Here is an 18,819-nt window from a genome sequence, read left to right on the forward strand (position 1 = left end):
CCGCCAAAGGGGGAATGCCGCTTCGGTAGAGTGAGAATGGACGTCATTCCCCCTTTGGAAACCCCCTCTGCCCGTCCGCACCATATTTAGAGCGAGGAAACACAGCGTTCGCTGGTTTCGGACGTCCGCTATATGAGCGATTATATCTATATATTCGCTCGCTCTGTATTCCGAATTCACTGGCAGAGCAATCGGAACTATGCTGTGTGATAAAGGTTTCGTTTTGTGCTCTAAATACACAAGGTGGTTGCCCAACGTGCTTGTCTTAGAAGGTTGAGTCCCTGTAGAATTATCTGTAAGATGCTTGATCGAAGAATCGCGATATATTCGTGACCGATGAAATCTGCAAGAATCGATGTCAGTTCACGAACCAGCTAAGGTATTAGGGTACCATATGCACAACTTGTAACCGGGGATGCATCCGCTGCTAGCTGTGCCCAACCACCCAGCCAAAAGCAATACGCCGCCCGCAGGCGGCCGAATCAGATAAAGGGATATCAGAGGGGATTTTCAAGGGGGCCATCTGGCCCTAAGCGGCACTGTGCATGGCCCCCTTGAACGGCCTTTCTTGGTTACTTCTTTGGCCGGCAAAGAAGTAACTGCCACGATGCCAAGGTAACTTGGCAAATAAAAAGAAGCCGCTTAGGAGCAGCGGAGCAACAATCGCTATGCCAAGGCAATTTGGCAGACAATATGCAGCTGCTGTATCAAAGCGGTTTGAAGACCGCCAGTCCCTTCATACACAAAAAAGAGTATAAACCGCCCCTTTAAATAAGCTAAGTCATCCCGTCAATCCCATTTGACGGGATGACTTAGCTTATTTTGTGACCGTGCTGTGACCGGATATTTTTATAATCAATATGCAGGAAATATGCAAATAGAAGGGGGATCAGTATGAATGGCACATCTCTGATCACCGCAAGGTCCAACATGGTTGTGGTAACCGTGTCCTCCTATGAAAACAAACGGCTGCGGGGAGAAATTTACAGCGAGCATTATCAGAAAACCGCGCAGGTGAACGACAGCCTGGAGCTGTTGTTTGCAATGGAGCAGCTGATGGATTCGCTGTCTTTTCCTAAAATTCATATGGAGCCAAGGACATTCAATCCCAAAAAAGGGCCCTGCAGCGGGCCGAAAAAGGAAGCGGCAATTATGATGCAGACCAAAGATGAGAAGGGCGAGGGGCAGCGCAAAGCGACCTTTGTCATCCATGTCCAGTTCCGGCGCAACGCCTCCTGGCAGGGTGAAATCCGCTGGGTGGATGAGGGGAAAACCCAGATATTCCGCAGCACGCTTGAAATGATCAAGCTGATTGACGATGCTCTTGAAAGCACGGACGATGCGGACAGAATCACGTGGGAGCTGGAATAGGAAATACACAAAACGCGCATGGTTTCATGCGCGCGGTAAATACAGGTGAATATTCTTCTGATAAGATCTCATTTTGTGACCGAGGCGTGACAGGATGGGATTATAATGGTTTCAGATGAGAGAGTATTTACTTTTCATATAGATATTAAGATTGGAAAATGGGGGCGTTCTGAATGAAAAAATTGATAAAGCGCCGGTTCAAGGCGGTCGTGTCCTTTATGATGGCATGCACAGTTTTGTGTTCGGCGGCTACGGAGGTCCTGGGCGTTCAGGCGCAGCTGCCGGCGCCGGTTCCCGCTGCATCGGCGGATATCTGGAAGCCGGACGATATTGTCTACCCGGAGGGCATCACGCTGCACAAAGAGGTGACGGGCTCCACCGGAAGCCGCAAGGAGGGCAATCTTGCCTTTGATTTAAAGCTGGGCATGAAGGCGGAACAGAATCCCATCGTTGCCCCCAGCGACATCGTGCTGGTACTGGACCGTTCGGGCAGTATGGATACCGATTTGAAGACCGATCTGACTGCGGACGAAACGCCCGATACAAGTAAAACCTATTATGTCACCAATAGAAGCGGAACTTCCTATGAAGTAACGTATAGCGGCGGGTATTGGCAGTATAGAGTGAATCGGACCACCTATTATGTTGCGCATGAGACAGATCCTTTGAAGATCAATACGGGAAGCGGAACGCAGAGCTATCCGTACCGCTATCAGTTCTATACCAAGGAATCCAGAATGGATGCGCTCAAGACCGCTGCAAAAGATTTTATTGACAGGGTGGCAAATGAGGCGGAGCGTTACGGTGTGAATCATAGGATTGATCTTATTTCTTATTCATCAGATATGGTGGATAATTACAATAGGGTGCAAAGCAGCGTGCTGAAAAAGCATACCAACAGTTTATTTGAATCTGCCGCGCAGAAAAAGCAGGTCTTGAAAAATGAGATTGATTCGTTGAAAGCATCTGGAGGAACCTATACCAACGCGGGACTTGCACAGGCAATCGATGATTTCAACAATTCGGCCAACCAGACGAATGAAGAGAACCGCAAGCGGGTTGTCGTGCTGTTCACCGACGGCGCGCCGACAGGAAACAACTCCGGCACCAGCGACGGTTCGGACTGGAACACCAATGTTGCCAGCAGTGCGACAGATGCATCGAAAGTTTTGAAGGCGGAAAAAGGCAGTGACCAGACCTATCAAAAACAGACCCAGTTCAAGGTCTTTAATGGAACGCCGAACAGCGATGCATTCAACAACAATGTGTCGGCCAAGGGCTGCGGCGCATCCATCTATGTGGTCGGCGTACTGGATGATGAGCTTATAAAAACATATACCGACAAGAATGGTGTTGACAGAGTTAACAATTTTATGGAGGGCATCGCTTCCTCACCCTATGAGAACTTTTATGAAAACTGCCAAAACGTTGAGCAGCTCAACAATATGTTCCATGGCATCATAGCGAGCAGTGTCACCATTAATTTGAACAATTCAACGGTACGCGAATACATCGATCCGAAATTTGAACTGACCGCCGCAAGCATGGAAGCACTGAAGAAGCAGGGCGCGGTCGTCAGTCAGGATAAAAAAGGCCAGTATGTGGAGTGGACGCTGAAGATTGTCGAACCCGGCAAGCAGTATTGGTTTGAGGGCGTGCAGATCAAGCCGAAGGATGAAACCTCAGGAAACTACCTGCCCACCAACATCGACGGGGACACCTCCTTTCAGACGCAGGATAAGCGCAACCAGTGGCCGTTCCCGCTTCCCCATGTCAACGTTCCGGCGGACCCGGCAAGCAACCCGCTGAAAACAGATAAAATTTCAGTCGTGCACGGCGACGATCCTCAGAACCCGGACCGTATGTACGACGTCATCATGAAGGCGTGGGGCGACAAGCCGCTCGCAAAGGATTTCGACTTTACGCTGGTGCTTGACAAATCCGGAAGCATGGGCAGAAACCGGGCCCGCGTTGAAGTCGCGACGAGCCGCGATGAGCTGCAGTACCTCAACAAGGCGGCGAATAACTACGACATCTGCCAGTATGCCTGGAAGGACGGCAGCAGATATTATCCGGTGCGATATAATAACGGACAATGGCAGTATGCACAGTACAATTCCTTTACGAATGCAACCGGAGCCGTATCCGTCAGCGCGTCGAGATGGTACTCTTTCGATGTCTCAAAGATTACAAAGAGCAAGCCGCTCTACGGTTATAAATGGGCGCTTTTACAGAAATCGATCGGCATGTTCCTGGATCAGCTGGCCGACCAGGTGGCCCTTTCCCAAAACGGCAATGTCAGTACGCATGCCATGCTGTCCGCACAGGTCAACATCATGGATTTTGCCGGAGATAATGCGGGTTCGGTCAATTACGTCACGAATGGCTATGAAAATGTCAATACAAGTACGCTGGATTCGATCAAGAACAAGCTGTTCAGCGAACGGACCAACAACGGAAACACGCCGACTGACGAGGGGATGAAGGCAGCTTATAACGCGTTAAGGCAGGGAAATGTCGCTGGAAACGGACATCAGAAGGTGGTCATCCTCTTTACAGACGGCGTGCCGGGACCGAACGCGACGTCCTATTCACAGGTTACCGCCCGCAATGCGCTGAATTATGCAGAGCAGATCCGCGCGATTCCCGACACGTCGATGTATGCTGTGGGACTGTTTGGCGATCTCCAAGACGACGCCAAAGTGACAGCGAACGTTTTGAATGAGACAAAGCCGAATGGCTGGCAGGGCGAGTGGCTCACCTCCCGAGACACCGTGGACCTTGAAGAAGATTTTTTAATCCCGATGGTTGGGGGAGAGCAGAACAAGGACCAGTATCTGCGTGTTACATCGTCGCATACGATGGAATCCATCCTCATCGACCTTGCCCATAAGTTTTCGCAGTATACCCTGCGCGACTATATCGATCCCCGGTTTTATCCGGTCGACAGGAACGGAAACAGGCTTGCGGTCGGCGCGGTCATCGAAACCGGCGTGGTTGCGAAGGGTTCCACCCTGCCGGCGGGAACGAAGGTGATCGCCACCCTGAAGCTTGACAGCAACGGCTATTATTTTGAATGGACAGGTCAGGAGCTTCCGTCTCCGACAAGCAACCCGAATGATTTCTGGACGCAGACCATCACGCTCAAAGCAAAGGAGACCTTTATCGGCGGCAATGATATCCCGACCAACATCGGCGGTATCTCCGGCGTATATACGGACCCGAAGAATCCGATGGCCGACGTCCCATTCCCGGAACCGACGGTAAACGTGCCGGTCCGGTTCGAGGTGGGCCGCACCGAAACCACAATCTTCCTTGGAGAATCCGTTCCGGCAAACCTGCCGAAGCAGTTCATGTTCGATTCGAGCAAGGTTTCCTTCCAGGGCGACGTGTTTATCAATCCAACCGATACCGGCGAATTCCGGTACGAATGGATCAGGGGCGCCGATACCAACATCGGATCCGCAGAGCAGTTCCCGGATGGGGAACAGCCGCAGTCGGATATCATCTATACGCTCGCGGTGACCTTTGTGCCGAAGCATGACGACAGCATCACCTCCGCGGGGCTGGAGGTGGAGGATGTCCGCCAGGTCGGCCTGTATACCGTCCATGTCGTCAGCGGTTCGGTCAAGATCAACAAGCAGATCAACCTGAACGACGTCAACCTCAGCAACGGAGATCCGATCTTCGTGTTCTGCCTGCAGAAACTCAATGAAAATGGTGACGTGGTGGAGACCAAGTACGATTATGTCCGCTTCGACGATGAAGCGGTGAATCAGCGGCGGACCGATACCCTTTCGGTCGAGTGGCGGAATCTTTCTAAGGGCACATATCGTGTAGTTGAACAGAAGGCCTTGCGTTATGATTTTGACCGGTTTGGACCGGTGACCTCCAACGGCACAGCCGACGCGACCAGGGAATCTGTAACATTCCAGATCGGTTTATCCAATTCGGAAAGGACGGTTCTGCCGAATGGAGAGGGAACGTTTATCAATAAAAAGACGCTCGACGATTATTTCACGGACACAGATATCGTGAATAATCAGTTCGAAATCGTCACGTTGTCCTAGTCTCGCCGGTCTCGATAAAATATTTTAGAAATTTCGAATTTACGCGGTTTTGTGACCGGGATGTGACTCCGATGTTTTATACTATAGTCATACCGAGAGACAAAAGTCGGAAACAAAGGAGGCATGCGGTTGCTTAAGAAGATATGTAATACACTGGTGGTTATCATCCTGATTTTCCTGGTAATCGTTGCGGGAGCATTGCTCGGGCCAAAGCTTTTCGGATATGAAAGCTACGCGGTACTCAGTGGAAGCATGGAGCCGACCTTTCATGTTGGAAGCACGGTTTTGGTAAAAGATGTTCCGATCGACCAGGTTCAAGAAGGTGACCCAATCACATTTCGTGTAGGATCGGATGGCACCATTGTCACGCATCGGGTTGTGGAGATCGACAAAGAAAACAAGGCCTTCACCACAAAGGGCGATGCCAATGACGCAAACGATCTCGATGCGGTTCCGTTCAGCCAGTATATCGGCAAGGCGGAAAACAGCATTCCTTTGGTCGGCTTTGTTTCGATCTATGTCCAAACACTGCCCGGCATTCTGGCGATTGCCGCCATCGTACTCATTTTATTAATCCTGTCTTTCCTGCCGGATTTTCTGGGCAAGGGAAAACAAGAGCATAAAGAAGATAACGAAGAGATAAAACATGCACAAGAAGAATTGGAGGAGTAACTCATGACTAGAAAAAGAAAGATTATCACCGGCGTAGTTTCCCTTGCACTCGTAGCAGCGGTTGGCGTGGGCGCAACACTGGCATTCATGATGGACCACGCGGAGAAGGTCAACCAGTTTAAAATCGGTACCGTGGATATCGACATCCCGGAGCCTGACTTCCCGGTCGACAAGGTTGTTCCGATCACACCGGATGAAATCGTCGCGAAGAACCCGCATGTCACCAACGTCAGCACCAGCAACGACGCGTATGTCAGAATGCAGGTAGCCATTCCAACCATTGAAATCACCAACGAAAAGGGCGAAAAAGAGACCATCGAGATGTTCCAGTTCGGAACCGTAGCGGATGAGTATCTCGTTAAGAATGCGGACGGCAGCCAGACCGGCAGCATCAAGGATACCGCTTACACCATCGAGCGCGTGACCATTCCGGATCCGGACGGCAAAGAAGGCGACACCATCACCTTTGAGAAAAAGGTCCTGAAACCGGACGTTTTCAACGCCGGCGCATACAATACGGCCCAGTGGCTGAAATCCGACAGCTTCACAACAGACGATAACGGAAACCATGTTTACACCTTCTACTATGTCGGCCCGACAGAAGGCAAGCTTGCAATCAGCGCGGCAACCGAACGTCTTTTTGACGCGGTCCAGCTTGACATCCGTGTCAAGGAAGCGAATGTGCAGCAGGGTGCAAACGTGATCGTCACCTCCGACGCAATCCAGACCCAGGGCTACGACATTCCGGCATTTGGAGAAGGCACCTCTTACATCTGCGTCGCGCAGGCAGCGTTCGCAGCAGTCGAGAAATAATCACCGAACAAACATTCTGCTTGAGATAAAATCTATTGTGAAGAAAAGGAGCCGTTAATATGAGCAAAAAGATGTCATTGAAGAAAATTACGCTGATTGTTTCAGCTGTGGCGCTTGTCGCAATTATCGCGGTCGGCGGAACCCTCGCATGGTTCACCGATTCCAAGGATGTTGTCAACACCGTTACATACGGCGACGTTAAAATTGACCTGCAGGAACCCAATTATGATCCTGAGGATGCGAAGAACATCACCCCGGGTGAAGAGATCACCAAGGACCCGACCATCACCAATACCGGTGTCAACGACGCATATTTCCGTGCGAAGCTCGTCATCGGCGGCGATTTGATCGGAACCGAGACGACTGATGCAGAGGGCAACAAGCACATCATCACGGAAGAGGACATCATTGCCTGCCTGAACATCGGCAGCGACTGGACCCGCGTGGGCGATTACTTCTACTTCAATGAAGTGCGCGCCAACGGGGAAGAAGCGGTGCTGTTCACCAAGGTAACCCTCCCGAACTACTGGGATGGAAAAATTGCCGGTAAGACCCTGACCATCGAAGTGAAAGCGGAAGCAATCCAGAGTGACAACTTCACACCGAAGGCTGACGGCAGCTGGGACATCAATGAAAACCTGATCAAGCCGGCAGAATAAGTTTTCACACAAGAACAGTTTCTCAGGCATTTGAAAAAATGCCTGAGAAACCTTTCAAAAAGTAATGTAAAGGAAATGATGCAATGAATATAAAAACAAAATATATAGCTGGAATTGCGTCATTCTTTATGGCATGTTTGCTTGTAATGAGCTGTGTTCTTCCTGTCTCTGCACAGAACAGCTCGAATGTGAGCTATGAGGGCAGGGCGAAGAGCTTTGTGTTTCTTCCGTCGGACGATCTGTTCCAGAATTTCAAAACGGTGGTCCCGGGAGACAGGAAAGTACAGGAGATCAATCTTCAAAACGGCGGCAGGGAAACAATCAGGATGTATCTGTGTGCCCAAAAGGTTGGACGTGACCAGTTCACCACCGACCAGCAGTTTGAAATCTCAAATGAGCTGATCGATGTGATGGGCCTTAAGCTGGTCCTGACAACCGTGGACGGCAAGGAAAAGCTGATCTATTCCGGTCCGGCTTCGGGTGTTCCGTCCGGCGCGGCGGATGAGACGGGGACGATGGAAAAGAACATCAACCTTGGGACCTATCGGCCGGGCGCGAAAGCAAAGATCACCGCGTACCTCTATATTCCTACCTGGCTGGATAACCGGTATCAGCGGGCTGTCTCGAAGATCGACTGGATTTTCTCCTGTATCATTCCCGATGAGGTGGAAATCCCGGATGAGGAGACGCCGCTTGGCCCTCCGCCCAAACCGGAAGAACCACCGCTGGACCCTCCGTTCAATCTGGAGGAGCCGCCGACTGACGATGTGTTGGTCAATCCTCCCATTATAGAAATTCTGGATGACGAGGTACCGCTGGCATCTCCGAATACGGGCGATCAGATGGGGCCATATCTGATGCTAGCCATCATTCTGGTGATTCTGGCAGCGGCTGCGATTGTATGGATGATTGTAAAACGCAGAAAAAACAAATAAATCGATAAAAACGGAGAACAATGACCGCAGGCGGTCGTGTTGTTTTCCGTTTTCTTATTTGTAGCTTTAGCGCAACAAAATCACCGGCTCTATCGGAGAGAATAAAAAGCTTTAGCTTTCAGGATAGAGGGAAAAGAATGACAACGATCATTTCGTTCAAAGCGGGGAGCTATAGAGATATAACTGCTTTGGCAGCTGCAGTGCGTGTGATGCAAATGACGGTTATTCAGTGTTTCTTAAAAGGCCGGCCGGTATGCTGCGCTTCCAGGGCTGGTGTATACCTCCGGTTCAATTGGTGGTTTTGATTGATGTAGCTTTGAAGAAACTACCGGTTTTGCCGGTAGGAATAAAAATCTTTGGGTGCGGGCATGTCTTCTTCTGCCGAAAAGACACGGGTTTGGCGACCGCATTGTACAGAGAAAAAAGAAACGTTGGCAATGACTGGCAGGAACAGTTTACCATCTATGAGAGGAACGCAGCAGCGGGATATAAACGGTTTTAGCCTCTGTATATCAATAGGGCGGGCATTGCGAAAGGGTGTGGGATGTTGCCGCCGTATATCGGCAACCCGCGGGGAAAAGGGGATGCCGATATGGATTTTCAGTTGCATGGGAAGAGGATCAATATATAAACAGATTGTAAAATGGAGCGGGGAGATATTGACATCGGGAATTGTATCTCATACAATGAGGAACAAATATCATTTTGAAGAAAGGAACCACACCGCCATTATGGACGACGCCGACAGCAGCGAAGCTGACCGAAGCCACAATTTGATTGATTTAAAACCGAACAGGTATCCCATACTAGGCATAACATGCGCCCTTTTTTAAGGGTTTGGCAGGTTATGCCTTTTTGTATTTTCATCTTTGCTGAAACCCGCCAAACGGCGGTCAGAAAATATGATTGTTTAGAGGAGAAAGGAGTGATATATCCAGTATGGATAGTCACGGACAGACATCCTGGCATGCAAAGCCGGTCACCGAGGTATATGAAACGCTGCACACCTCAGAGGAGGGCCTGAGCGATGCCGAGGCGGCAGACAGACTGGAAAGAGACGGACGCAACGAGCTGCGCGCGAAACCGCCGAAAAAGTTTCTTGAGATGCTGAAAGCGCAGATTTTGGACCCCATGGTGCTGATTCTCATCGGCGCCGCGGCGTTTTCTGCCATCCTGAGGGAATGGACCGAAGCGGTCGTCATCTTTGCGATTGTCGTACTCAATGCCGTTATCGGCATTGTACAGGAGAAAAAGGCGCAGTCCTCGCTGGAAGCGCTGCGCAGCATAAGCGCCCCGTCCGCCCGGGTGCTGCGGCAGGGTGAGGAGAGCATCGTACCGGCCGTCGAACTGGTGGCGGGCGACGTGGTGTTCCTGAGCGACGGCGACATAGTTCCCGCCGATATGCGGCTGATCGATTCCGCGAATCTGAAGGTGCAGGAGGCCTCCCTGACCGGCGAGTCGGTGCCCTCGGAAAAGGACGCCGACGAGCTGCTGCCCGAAGGCTGTCCGCTCGGCGACCGTGGCAACATGGTTTACACCTCCTCGATTGTAACCTATGGACGCGGTACCGGCGTGGTGACCGCCACCGGCATGAACACCGAGATGGGCAGCATCGCCGGCATGCTTGACAATCAGGATGAGCTGGATACTCCGCTCAAGCGCAAGCTGAACGCGGTGGGAAAAACGCTGACGATTGTGGGGCTGATTGTCTGCGTCCTGATTTTTGCGATCGGCGCGTTGTACCAGCGTCCGCTGATCCCGCAGTTCCTTGTGGCGATCTCGCTTGCCATCTCCATCATACCGGAGGGCCTGCCGGCCACCGCCACCATCGTCATGGCGCTGGGCGTACAGCGCATGGCGAGACGCAACGCGCTGATCCGCAAGCTGCCCGCGGTGGAGACCCTGGGCAGCGCAACGGTCATCTGCAGCGACAAAACGGGTACCCTCACACTGAATAAGATGACGGTTACCCATATTGCGGTCAACGGCGACTTTGAAGCCGGACGGACGACGCCGGTGGAAGCCGCCGCGGACCAGCATCCGGATGTCTACAAGGAGCTGGTCTATGCCGCGGCGCTCTGCAATGACGCCAGCCTGGACCCGGACCATCCGGGCGAAATCATCGGAGACCCCACCGAAGGTGCGCTGATTCACATGGCGCAGGCGTTCGGCATCGACCACGAGTCGCTGGAGGATACGTATCCGCGCGTGTTTGAACAGCCGTTTGATTCCGACCGGAAGCGCATGACCACGGTCCATCCCATCAACGGCAGATCCGTTGCCTACACGAAAGGCGCTGTGGATGAAATGCTCGGACTGTGCACGCATATCCTGACGGCGCAGGGGGTGCGGCCCATGACCGGAACCGATAAAGCGCATGTTTCAAAGCTCTGCCTTGCCATGTCGAAAGACGCGCTGCGCGTGCTCGGCTTTGCGATGCGCACATTGGAAACCATCCCCGACGAGGATGATGAGGATATCGAATTTGATATGACCTTTATCGGCGCGGCCGGTATGATCGATCCGCCGCGCAAAGAGGTGGCGGAGTCGGTGCGCACCTGCCGGGAAGCGGGCATCCGCACCATGATGATCACCGGCGACCATAAGGTGACGGCGCTTGCCATCGCCAGAGAGCTGGAAATCTATCGGGAGGGCGATACGGTCCTGTCCGGCGATGAGCTGGATGACCTGACCGATGACGAGCTGGATGCATCGGTGAAAACCACGACCGTCTTTGCGCGCGTTTCTCCGGCGGATAAGCTGCGCATCATACAGAGCTTGAAGCGTATCGGGGAGACGGCAGCCATGACCGGCGACGGTGTGAACGATTCCCCGGCGCTGAAGGCTGCGGACATCGGCGTGGCCATGGGCGTCACCGGAACCGATGTTGCCAAGGACGCTTCGGATATGATCCTGCTGGACGACAGCTTTACCACCATCGCCTATGCGATCAAGGAGGGCCGCAGGGTTTACCGCAACATCCAGAAGGTGATTCAGTTCCTTCTGGCGGGCAATATCGCGGAGATCCTGACCTTGTTTGTGGCGACCGTGTTCAACTGGGACGCGCCGCTCTTAGCCATCCACATTCTATGGGTAAACCTTGCCACGGCGACGCTGCCGGCTCTTGCCCTGGGCGTTGATCCGGCCAGCAGGAACATCATGAAGCACCGGCCGGTGAAGTCCGGAACCCTGTTTGAAAAGGATCTGATACGCCGGGTCGTGACACAGGGAATCTTTGTGGCGGCCATGACGATTGCAGCCTATTGGGCAGGCGTCAGCATGGGAAATCATACTGTAGGGCAGACCATGGCCTTCTGTGTGCTTGCCTTCTCACAGATGCTGCGTGCCTTTAACCAGCGTTCCAACACCGAGCCGATCTGGGTGCGGGCTGAAGGCGTCAATCCATGGCTGTTCGTTTCCTTTGCGGTATCCCTGCTGCTGATGGCATGCATTCTGCTGATACCGGCCCTGCAGAACGCCTTTCGATTGACCCTGCTTTCCGGAACACAGTGGATGGTTGTAATCGGTCTTTCCCTGCTCTCTGTGATCCAGGTGGAATTGGTGAAGCTGATAAAGCGGGTCAGGAAGAAAAATGCTTAACAGTACATCCGATCTGCTGGAGCTTTCAGTGGAGATGCTCAAGAAACACACGCAGGTAAAATCATGAAGGAATAAAAAACACAATGGCAGAATACCTGAACAGCCTTTCTTGGTAAAATGAATCAAAAAGAGCTTTCCATTGGAAAGCTCTTTTTGATTTCTTATATGCTTTGTGTCGTTTAAAGGACCTGGGATAAGAACAGGTTTTTATGAATACGGTATAGAAAAAGATGTCACACTGCACTTAAAATGAACTGAATCATCGAATTCCGCGATTGGAAAGCCTTTAACTGCATTCTGGCCGACAATGTTATCAAAAAACGCTATTGACAAAAAGGGCCGTTGATGCGCCGGTTTTCGCATCTTTACCGTTGGTCTGCAGGATATCCTTCACACCGGACATACCGGTTGGCAAAAGGACGGAGAAATGGATGTCCCCGGCAGTGAAGCATCCTGCTGGTTTTGATAACTTGACGGTCCTCATAATTTTTCGGTCTGGCTGAACGGTTTGCTCGGCGTTTTCGGTTGTATCAGGATATTGGCTCTGGCTTGTGCTGCCACCGTTCCGTTTTCCAGAGCAGATGATTTGGCAGGTGGCTGAGACCGACTGTGTTTTGGTCAGCGCATGGGGGATGGGCTGATTCCGCCTGTGCTCCAAAAAGGATGTACGGTGGAATCCTTTCTGGCTAAAACACGCAGAGCAAAGATCATGGCAATATACTGTCAAAACGGTCAATGATGGGTTCTGCTTTACCTGATGGCGAGAGGATTGGTTATGTACCAGATTACAGCATGGAACGTTTTTAATCAGTCGTTTGGATTTGCTCAACTTCCAAATCCGATGGAATAAAAAGCGTTCACCGCGTTTTGGTCCACATTGCCGTCTAAAAATACCATAAAATACGGGCCGTTGATCGCGCCGATTTGAACGGTCTTACCTTTTACTGTGACCTGGTTCGCTTCGTAGGCGTCAAAATACGCGTTGGAGGAAGACGGGTCGTATTGCAGAAATACGACGTTTCCATATGCGATTCCTCTTTCAGCGCCGATATCCTTGACATCCAGTGTTTCCGGTTTGCCGCTGATGCCGCCTGCCTTTTCTACGGCTGCGATCAGATCGTCGAGATTGTAGGCCGCATCCGTCTGCTGGTTGGCGTTTGGACTTCTTCCGGCCTGACTGTTTCCGGATGTGCCGCTCGACGGGTCAGCGCAGGCTGTCAACGAGACCAGCAGGACCATTGTCATCAGAAACATCACATATTTTTTCATTGTAATTTCTCCATTCTGTGCATTTAATTTCGTTCGGATAAGATTTTGTTCGGTTCAAACCGGGTGATGTACAGGATTCCCGCCGCACTGGATATGCCTGCCAGCAGGAGGGCGACCAGGCTGATTTCTCCGGCTGCCGAGGCTGTCATGCGAATTTGAATCACCGAATGATTCTCTTCATCTTCCTGTCCGGAAGCCGCCGGTTCACTGTGCGTCGTCTGCTGTATCAGGATATCGGCCACCGGCTGCGCTGCCGCTGTTCCGGCTCCCAGACCGATGATCAGGCAGGCGGCTGTAACCGCCACCGCCTCGGTGAGCATGCTGAGAATGACCTTTCCTTTTTTCATTCCCATGGCCCGCAGAACGCCGACTTCATATTTTCGTTCCCGCATGGACATCACCGATACGAGAATCAGAACGGCTGCGCCCAGTATCAGCACCACCATCAGAAAGACATTGCTGATGCCTGACAGCTTTTCCACAGGGGCTACCACCTGCTGATATTCCTCTTCATTGGCTGTAACGGTGCAGGAGGCGGGCAGCCCCTTTCCGCGCAGCTCGTTTTGAAATGCTTCCAGCAGATCGGGACTCCTGAGAAAATAGACGGCATCAAACAGCTGTCCTGTGCTGTTTACCATAAAATCAATCGCGGCGGCTGTTTCCACCGTGGTGATGATTTCATTGTTCCGGTTGTAAAGCGGCACCCCCATCTGTCCGCCGGTGCCGTTGACGGAGTTGTCCGAATAAATTCCAGAGACTTTCAGCGTGGCCGTTCCAGATTTCTCCGCATCCGCCGGCAGGAGCTTTATCTCCGCGCCAATGTGCAGGGAGTTGAGCTTGGCGAATGCTTCGCTTACCAGGCATTCGTTCTTTTTTTCCGGCGCCTTTCCCTGCGTGATGCTGCGAAGGCCCTTTCGGAAATCCTCACCCAGATCGGCGCGGGAGGCTGAAATCAGGATCATATTGGCGTTCCCGTCCGGCGTTTCCTCATCCAGCGCCCGCAGGCCGTCCAGCCTGCCGTATGCCGTCATGGAAAACTCTGTTTTCTGCAGCAGGTCGGATTCCCCGTATTTCAAGTAATCCGAGATCTTTGGCGCCTTTGCACTGGTCGGTTCGATGGTCACCTGGTTGCCAAACTGGGTGTAGGCGTTGTCAATGATTGATTTTGTGGCGTCACTGATCAAAAAGGAAACAGATGCCGCGAAAATGATGAGAAACGTGATCAGTGCCAGGATGATATTCCGGCCCTTGTTCCGGAAAATATTCCGGATAGCGTTTTCAAAGAGATACATATTGGGTTCCTCCGAATAGATTTGATGGGGCCGGCCTCATTTCAGAAACACGAGGTTGCCTGCGTTGAGTCCCCACAGCTCGTCGGCATATTTGGATACCGCTTTGGAGTGGGTGACGACGATGACGCATTTCCCTTCCTCATGGGCAAGGGACTGCAAAATTCCCATGATGTTTTTTTCCGTGTCCCCATCCAGATTTCCGGTCGGCTCGTCGGCGATGATGATGTCCGGATTGTGCGAGATAGCGCGGGCAATCCCCACCCGCTGCTGTTCCCCGCCGGAGAGCTTCAGCACCTTTCTTTTTGCCGTTTCCCGGTCGATGCCGACCCTTTCCAGAAGCTTCAGGGCATACTCCTTTTTATCCTTTTCCCGGCTTCCGCTGATGTTCATGGAAAGCACGATGTTCTCCAGCGCCGTGGCGTTGGTCAGCAAATTGTACCCCTGAAAGATTACGCCGATGCTTTTGGCGCGGTAGTTGTCCCGGTCCAGCGTCTTCATGTCCTGCCCTTCGTAGCGCATGGCTCCCTCCGTACACAGATCCAGCCCGGATATCAGGGAAAGCAGGGTGCTTTTGCCTGCACCGGATTTTCCCATCACCACATATAGCTTTCCCGATTCAAATTCCATATTGATTTCTTTTAATACTCTTTTAGCGGTTCCCGCATATTGATAGGAAACCTGCTCTAATTGTAATACCTTCATCATGTCAGTTCCTTTCAGATAAAATTTTGACCGGCTCGTACCGCGTGATGAAGATTACGCCGGCTGCACTGGAGAGAAGGGCCAGAAGCAGGGCGATCCATGCAATCTGTCCGATTGCCGGTCCGCTCAGCTGAATATTCAGCTCTGTAATGGCATTTTCGCTTGTTTGAATGGCATTGCTGATTTCCATATTGTTGTTTGGCGCCTCTTGAGATTGAGATGTCTGTACCTGGCTTTGCAGCAGGGTATCCGCAATGGGCTGAGAGGCGGCCGCGCCGATTCCCAGGCCGATCACCAGACAGGCGGCCGTGATGACCAGCATCTCGGTTATCATGCCGAGAGCGACCTTCGCTTTCTTCATTCCCATGGCCCGCAGCACGCCGACCTCATATTTGCGTTCTCGGATTGCCATGGTAGAGAGCAGGATGAGGATTAAAGAACCGAGCACCAGCACCACCACAAGGAAAATAGTCACGATACGGGAGATTCCCTCCACTGGGCCCACCACTTTGTTGTATCTCTCCGCGTCTGCCGAGACGGTGTAATAGTTTGGAAGGCCCTTTTCATACAGTTCCTGCTGAAATTTCTCAGCCAGTTCGGGATTTTTCAGGACAAAGATTGCCTGAATATCCAGCATACCGCTGCTCTTTTCTTTTTCGTACAGCGGGAGACCGGTAAATGTATCCAGGCTGGTCAGAATCTCGTTTCCGCGGTTGGTGGAGGATGTGACCATTCCACCGTTGTCCGCGGGCGTATTGTCCTCGTAAATGCCGCTGACCGTCAGGCTCTGGGAGACCGGTTCTTCTCCTGTATAGGAATAGTTTGTAAAGGTGATTTTTGATCCGACCTTCAGGTTGTTGAGCTTGGCGAATTTTTGACTGATCAGACATTCGCCTTTCTTCTCAAATGGTTTTCCTTCCGCTACTTTTCGAAGGCCGTTTTGGAATTCCGAATTGATTTCAGGATTGGAAAATCCGATGAGGCTGGCAATCGGGCGGGTGAAGAAGTTGTCCGCGCCGCCGTCCTGCTGCCCCTCGCCGCCTTCTTCCTGCACCAGCCCGGCTCCGTCGCTTTTTCCCTGATCAAGGGTTTTAAGCTCCTGCATTATCACAAAAGCGTTCGCGGCAAATTCTTTGCTTTTAAGGAGTTCCGATTTCCCATATGCCTGGTAATCCTCCAGAGAAGGCACTTTCAGACTGCCAAGGGAAATGTTCTGATCCTCAATCTTTTTGTTGCTGCGTATCAGAGAAACCTCCGCTCCAAATTTGGCTTTATAGGCATCGATAACACTGCCGGTTGCTGTGTTGATGACGATGGACACCACCGTGGATAAAATCATGAGGAGGATGATACAGAACAGCAGAATGTTCCGCCCTTTGTTTCGCCAGATATTTTTCAATGCGTTTGTCAGTACATACATGTGGTTTGGTACCTCCGCTTCCTTGAGACTCGAACGGTTGTCCGGTTTACAGGCATCAGTATAACACACCGTATGTTTCCTGAATGTTTCCGCCGGGCCGGCGGGGGAAACTTTTTTCTGCGGAAACGACAGGTAAAAGGTGGAGCCCTCGCCCGGAATGCTGTCCACCGTCACGAAGCCGCCGCACAGATCGCAGACATGGGCTACAAGGCTCAGCCCAATGCCGTACCCGTCCCGGTTCAGGCCGTTAACCCGATAGCGGTGCTGAAAGATTTTTTTCTGATCTTTCCCGGATATTCCGGGTCCATGATCCTTTACGGTCACCACGACGCTGCCATGTATGCATTTCACCCGGACCTCCACCGGTTTGCCTTCACCATATTTGACCGCATTGTCAACCAGATTGCTGACAGCCCGGATGATCCAGCGCTCTTTTCCGGCAATGATGGTTTCGTCCCTGTCGTCAAAATCAAAGGACAGGACGTCCGACACCTTCCGGTACGCGTCGCAGACAGCTGCGCAGACCGCCGTCACATCTACGTCGCCTGCGGCGTCCGCACCGCTGTCGCTCAGCGTAAGAATGTCATCGATGCCGGCGGTCAGATTGTCCAGCTCTGCAAGATAGGAGCGGTTTTCATCCAGTTCCATGCGGGTGCGCATGCGGGCGATGGTGTTTTTCTGTTCATGGGAGAGATAAGAATTCAGGCGCTTGTAGTCCTCAAATGGGACGTCCAGGCGTTTGCGGAGGGTTTCGTACGCCGGTTCCAGATCATCCGACAGATTCCACGGCTTGTCCTCCTGTACGAGGGTGTGCAGCTTTCCCGCGATCTGCCGGGTGCTTTTCGCCTGTATGCGTTTTAAAAGAAACCAGAACGCCACCGAAGTGATCAGTAAAAACAGACAGAAGAAGATGGTCAGAGGGACCAGCCTTCCTATCATCTGTGCATAATAGGCCTGGCTCAGTTGATCCAAACCGACGACCTGTCCGGGTCCAATAATCCCGTAGCCCTGATGCTGCAGCTGGTTTTGTGTGGCCTGGTCCAGTGTGTAATACGCTTCGCTGCCGGATGAAGAATATGGATCCGATTCCTGGAGTTGATGCTGAAAAAGGACAATGCATCCCAAAAACGCAATGGTCACCAGCAGGGCGTAGAGCAGAAAGACAATGCCGATTTTCAGTTTTCTTTTTCGCATAGCCAGTATCCCTTTCCGCGGATGTTTTGCAGAATCTCCCGGCCGCTCGCATCCGCCAGCTTCCTTTTTAAACGGCTGAAATGTACTCGCAGAATGGATGAAGACGGGTCGAAGGTTTCATCGTAAATATGCTCTGCGACTTCTTCAGCCGTGGTGACGTGCGGATGCTTCTGCGCAAGATATTCCAGAATATCAAACTCTTTGGGCGCCAATTCAACCAGGACTCCGCCTACAGTGGCTGTCCGTGACGCCGGATTGACGGACAGCTCCCCAATGGTGATGACCGGGCTTGTCCTTCCATGAAAGCGGCGGACCACCGCCTGAATTCTTGCCCGCAGCTCCAAAAGCTGGAACGGTTTTGTGATGTAGTCGTCCGCGCCCAGGTCGAGTCCCATGGCGCGTTCCTCAATTTCGTCCCGCGCCGTGATGATAATCACCGGCGTTTCCACACCGGAATCCCGGAGAAACTGCAGAATATCGGTTCCATCCTTGTCCGGAAGGTTGAGGTCGAGCAAAACCACATCGTATTCGTTTGCATAGGCTTTTTCTTCTCCCTCCAGTCCCAGATTTGAAACGTCCGCATAAAAACCGTATTTTTCGAGTCCCAGTTTCATCGATAAAGCCAGACCCTGATCGTCTTCTATGATTAAAAGCCGCATTCATAAATTCCCCCTCATGAGTATTCATGATTATTATATCAAATAAAATGTTGCTTTAGTGCTTCTATCCTTCGAAAGTTTACATGGAGTGCGGACAGTTTCTATTTTAAAAAGATCAGCGAAGGGGATATTTGCTGATCTTACATCACAGCCCCAGTGAATT

General features: G+C 51.8%; 13 protein-coding genes. 7 read left to right on the top strand and 6 right to left on the bottom strand.

Annotation, left to right across the window (positions count from 1 at the left end):
* Window positions 1-894: 894 nt before the first annotated feature.
* The 7 genes from BN348_RS13495 (at window position 895) to BN348_RS03475 (ending at window position 12,120) form a co-directional block, all read left to right on the top strand.
* Entirely contained in the window at window positions 895-1,371 is a 477-nt protein-coding gene (locus BN348_RS13495; protein ID WP_082020763.1) for a hypothetical protein, read from the top strand.
* Between the two features lie 173 nt (window positions 1,372-1,544).
* Window positions 1,545-5,441: a vWA domain-containing protein gene (locus BN348_RS03445; protein ID WP_040196230.1), complete on the top strand. Its 3,897-nt coding sequence runs from the start codon at window positions 1,545-1,547 to the stop codon at window positions 5,439-5,441.
* 129 nt (window positions 5,442-5,570) lie between these two features.
* Window positions 5,571-6,113 carry a signal peptidase I gene (locus tag BN348_RS03450; protein ID WP_052446675.1) on the top strand — a complete coding sequence of 181 codons (543 nt, stop codon included), beginning with the start codon at window positions 5,571-5,573 and terminating at the stop codon, window positions 6,111-6,113.
* A 3-nt stretch (window positions 6,114-6,116) separates the two neighbouring features.
* Window positions 6,117-6,926 (top strand): TasA family protein, encoded by an 810-nt coding sequence (locus BN348_RS03455; RefSeq protein ID WP_040196233.1) that lies wholly within the window; start codon window positions 6,117-6,119, stop codon window positions 6,924-6,926.
* A gap of 59 nt (window positions 6,927-6,985) precedes the next feature.
* Window positions 6,986-7,585 (top strand): TasA family protein, encoded by a 600-nt coding sequence (locus tag BN348_RS12935; RefSeq protein ID WP_052446676.1) that lies wholly within the window; start codon window positions 6,986-6,988, stop codon window positions 7,583-7,585.
* Between the two features lie 146 nt (window positions 7,586-7,731).
* Window positions 7,732-8,520 carry an LPXTG cell wall anchor domain-containing protein gene (locus BN348_RS03465; RefSeq protein ID WP_040196234.1) on the top strand — a complete coding sequence of 263 codons (789 nt, stop codon included), beginning with the start codon at window positions 7,732-7,734 and terminating at the stop codon, window positions 8,518-8,520.
* A gap of 939 nt (window positions 8,521-9,459) precedes the next feature.
* Window positions 9,460-12,120: a cation-translocating P-type ATPase gene (locus BN348_RS03475; RefSeq protein WP_040196237.1), complete on the top strand. Its 2,661-nt coding sequence runs from the start codon at window positions 9,460-9,462 to the stop codon at window positions 12,118-12,120.
* 313 nt (window positions 12,121-12,433) lie between these two features.
* On the opposite strand, the gene BN348_RS03480 is transcribed toward BN348_RS03475, so the two are convergent.
* The 6 genes from BN348_RS03480 to BN348_RS03510 are packed head-to-tail and all read right to left on the bottom strand — an operon-like array spanning window position 12,434 to window position 18,656.
* Window positions 12,434-12,949: a hypothetical protein gene (locus BN348_RS03480; protein ID WP_156136399.1), complete on the bottom strand. Its 516-nt coding sequence runs from the start codon at window positions 12,947-12,949 to the stop codon at window positions 12,434-12,436.
* Window positions 12,946-13,389, bottom strand: a complete 444-nt coding sequence (locus tag BN348_RS03485) for a hypothetical protein (RefSeq protein WP_040196242.1) — start codon at window positions 13,387-13,389, stop codon at window positions 12,946-12,948. The genes BN348_RS03480 and BN348_RS03485 overlap by 4 nt, the downstream gene beginning before the upstream one ends.
* 23 nt (window positions 13,390-13,412) lie before the next feature.
* Window positions 13,413-14,681, bottom strand: coding sequence for an ABC transporter permease (locus BN348_RS03490; RefSeq protein WP_040196244.1), 1,269 nt, complete (start codon window positions 14,679-14,681; stop codon window positions 13,413-13,415).
* 36 nt (window positions 14,682-14,717) lie between these two features.
* Window positions 14,718-15,383: an ABC transporter ATP-binding protein gene (locus tag BN348_RS03495; RefSeq protein ID WP_040196281.1), complete on the bottom strand. Its 666-nt coding sequence runs from the start codon at window positions 15,381-15,383 to the stop codon at window positions 14,718-14,720.
* A gap of 4 nt (window positions 15,384-15,387) precedes the next feature.
* Window positions 15,388-17,997: an ATP-binding protein gene (locus BN348_RS12940; RefSeq protein ID WP_052446677.1), complete on the bottom strand. Its 2,610-nt coding sequence runs from the start codon at window positions 17,995-17,997 to the stop codon at window positions 15,388-15,390.
* Window positions 17,979-18,656, bottom strand: coding sequence for a response regulator transcription factor (locus tag BN348_RS03510; RefSeq protein ID WP_040196247.1), 678 nt, complete (start codon window positions 18,654-18,656; stop codon window positions 17,979-17,981). The genes BN348_RS12940 and BN348_RS03510 overlap by 19 nt, the downstream gene beginning before the upstream one ends.
* Window positions 18,657-18,819 lie beyond the last annotated feature (163 nt).

The organism is Candidatus Soleaferrea massiliensis AP7, assembly GCF_000820765.1.
Classification (GTDB): Bacteria; Bacillota; Clostridia; order Oscillospirales; family Ruminococcaceae; genus Soleaferrea; species Soleaferrea massiliensis.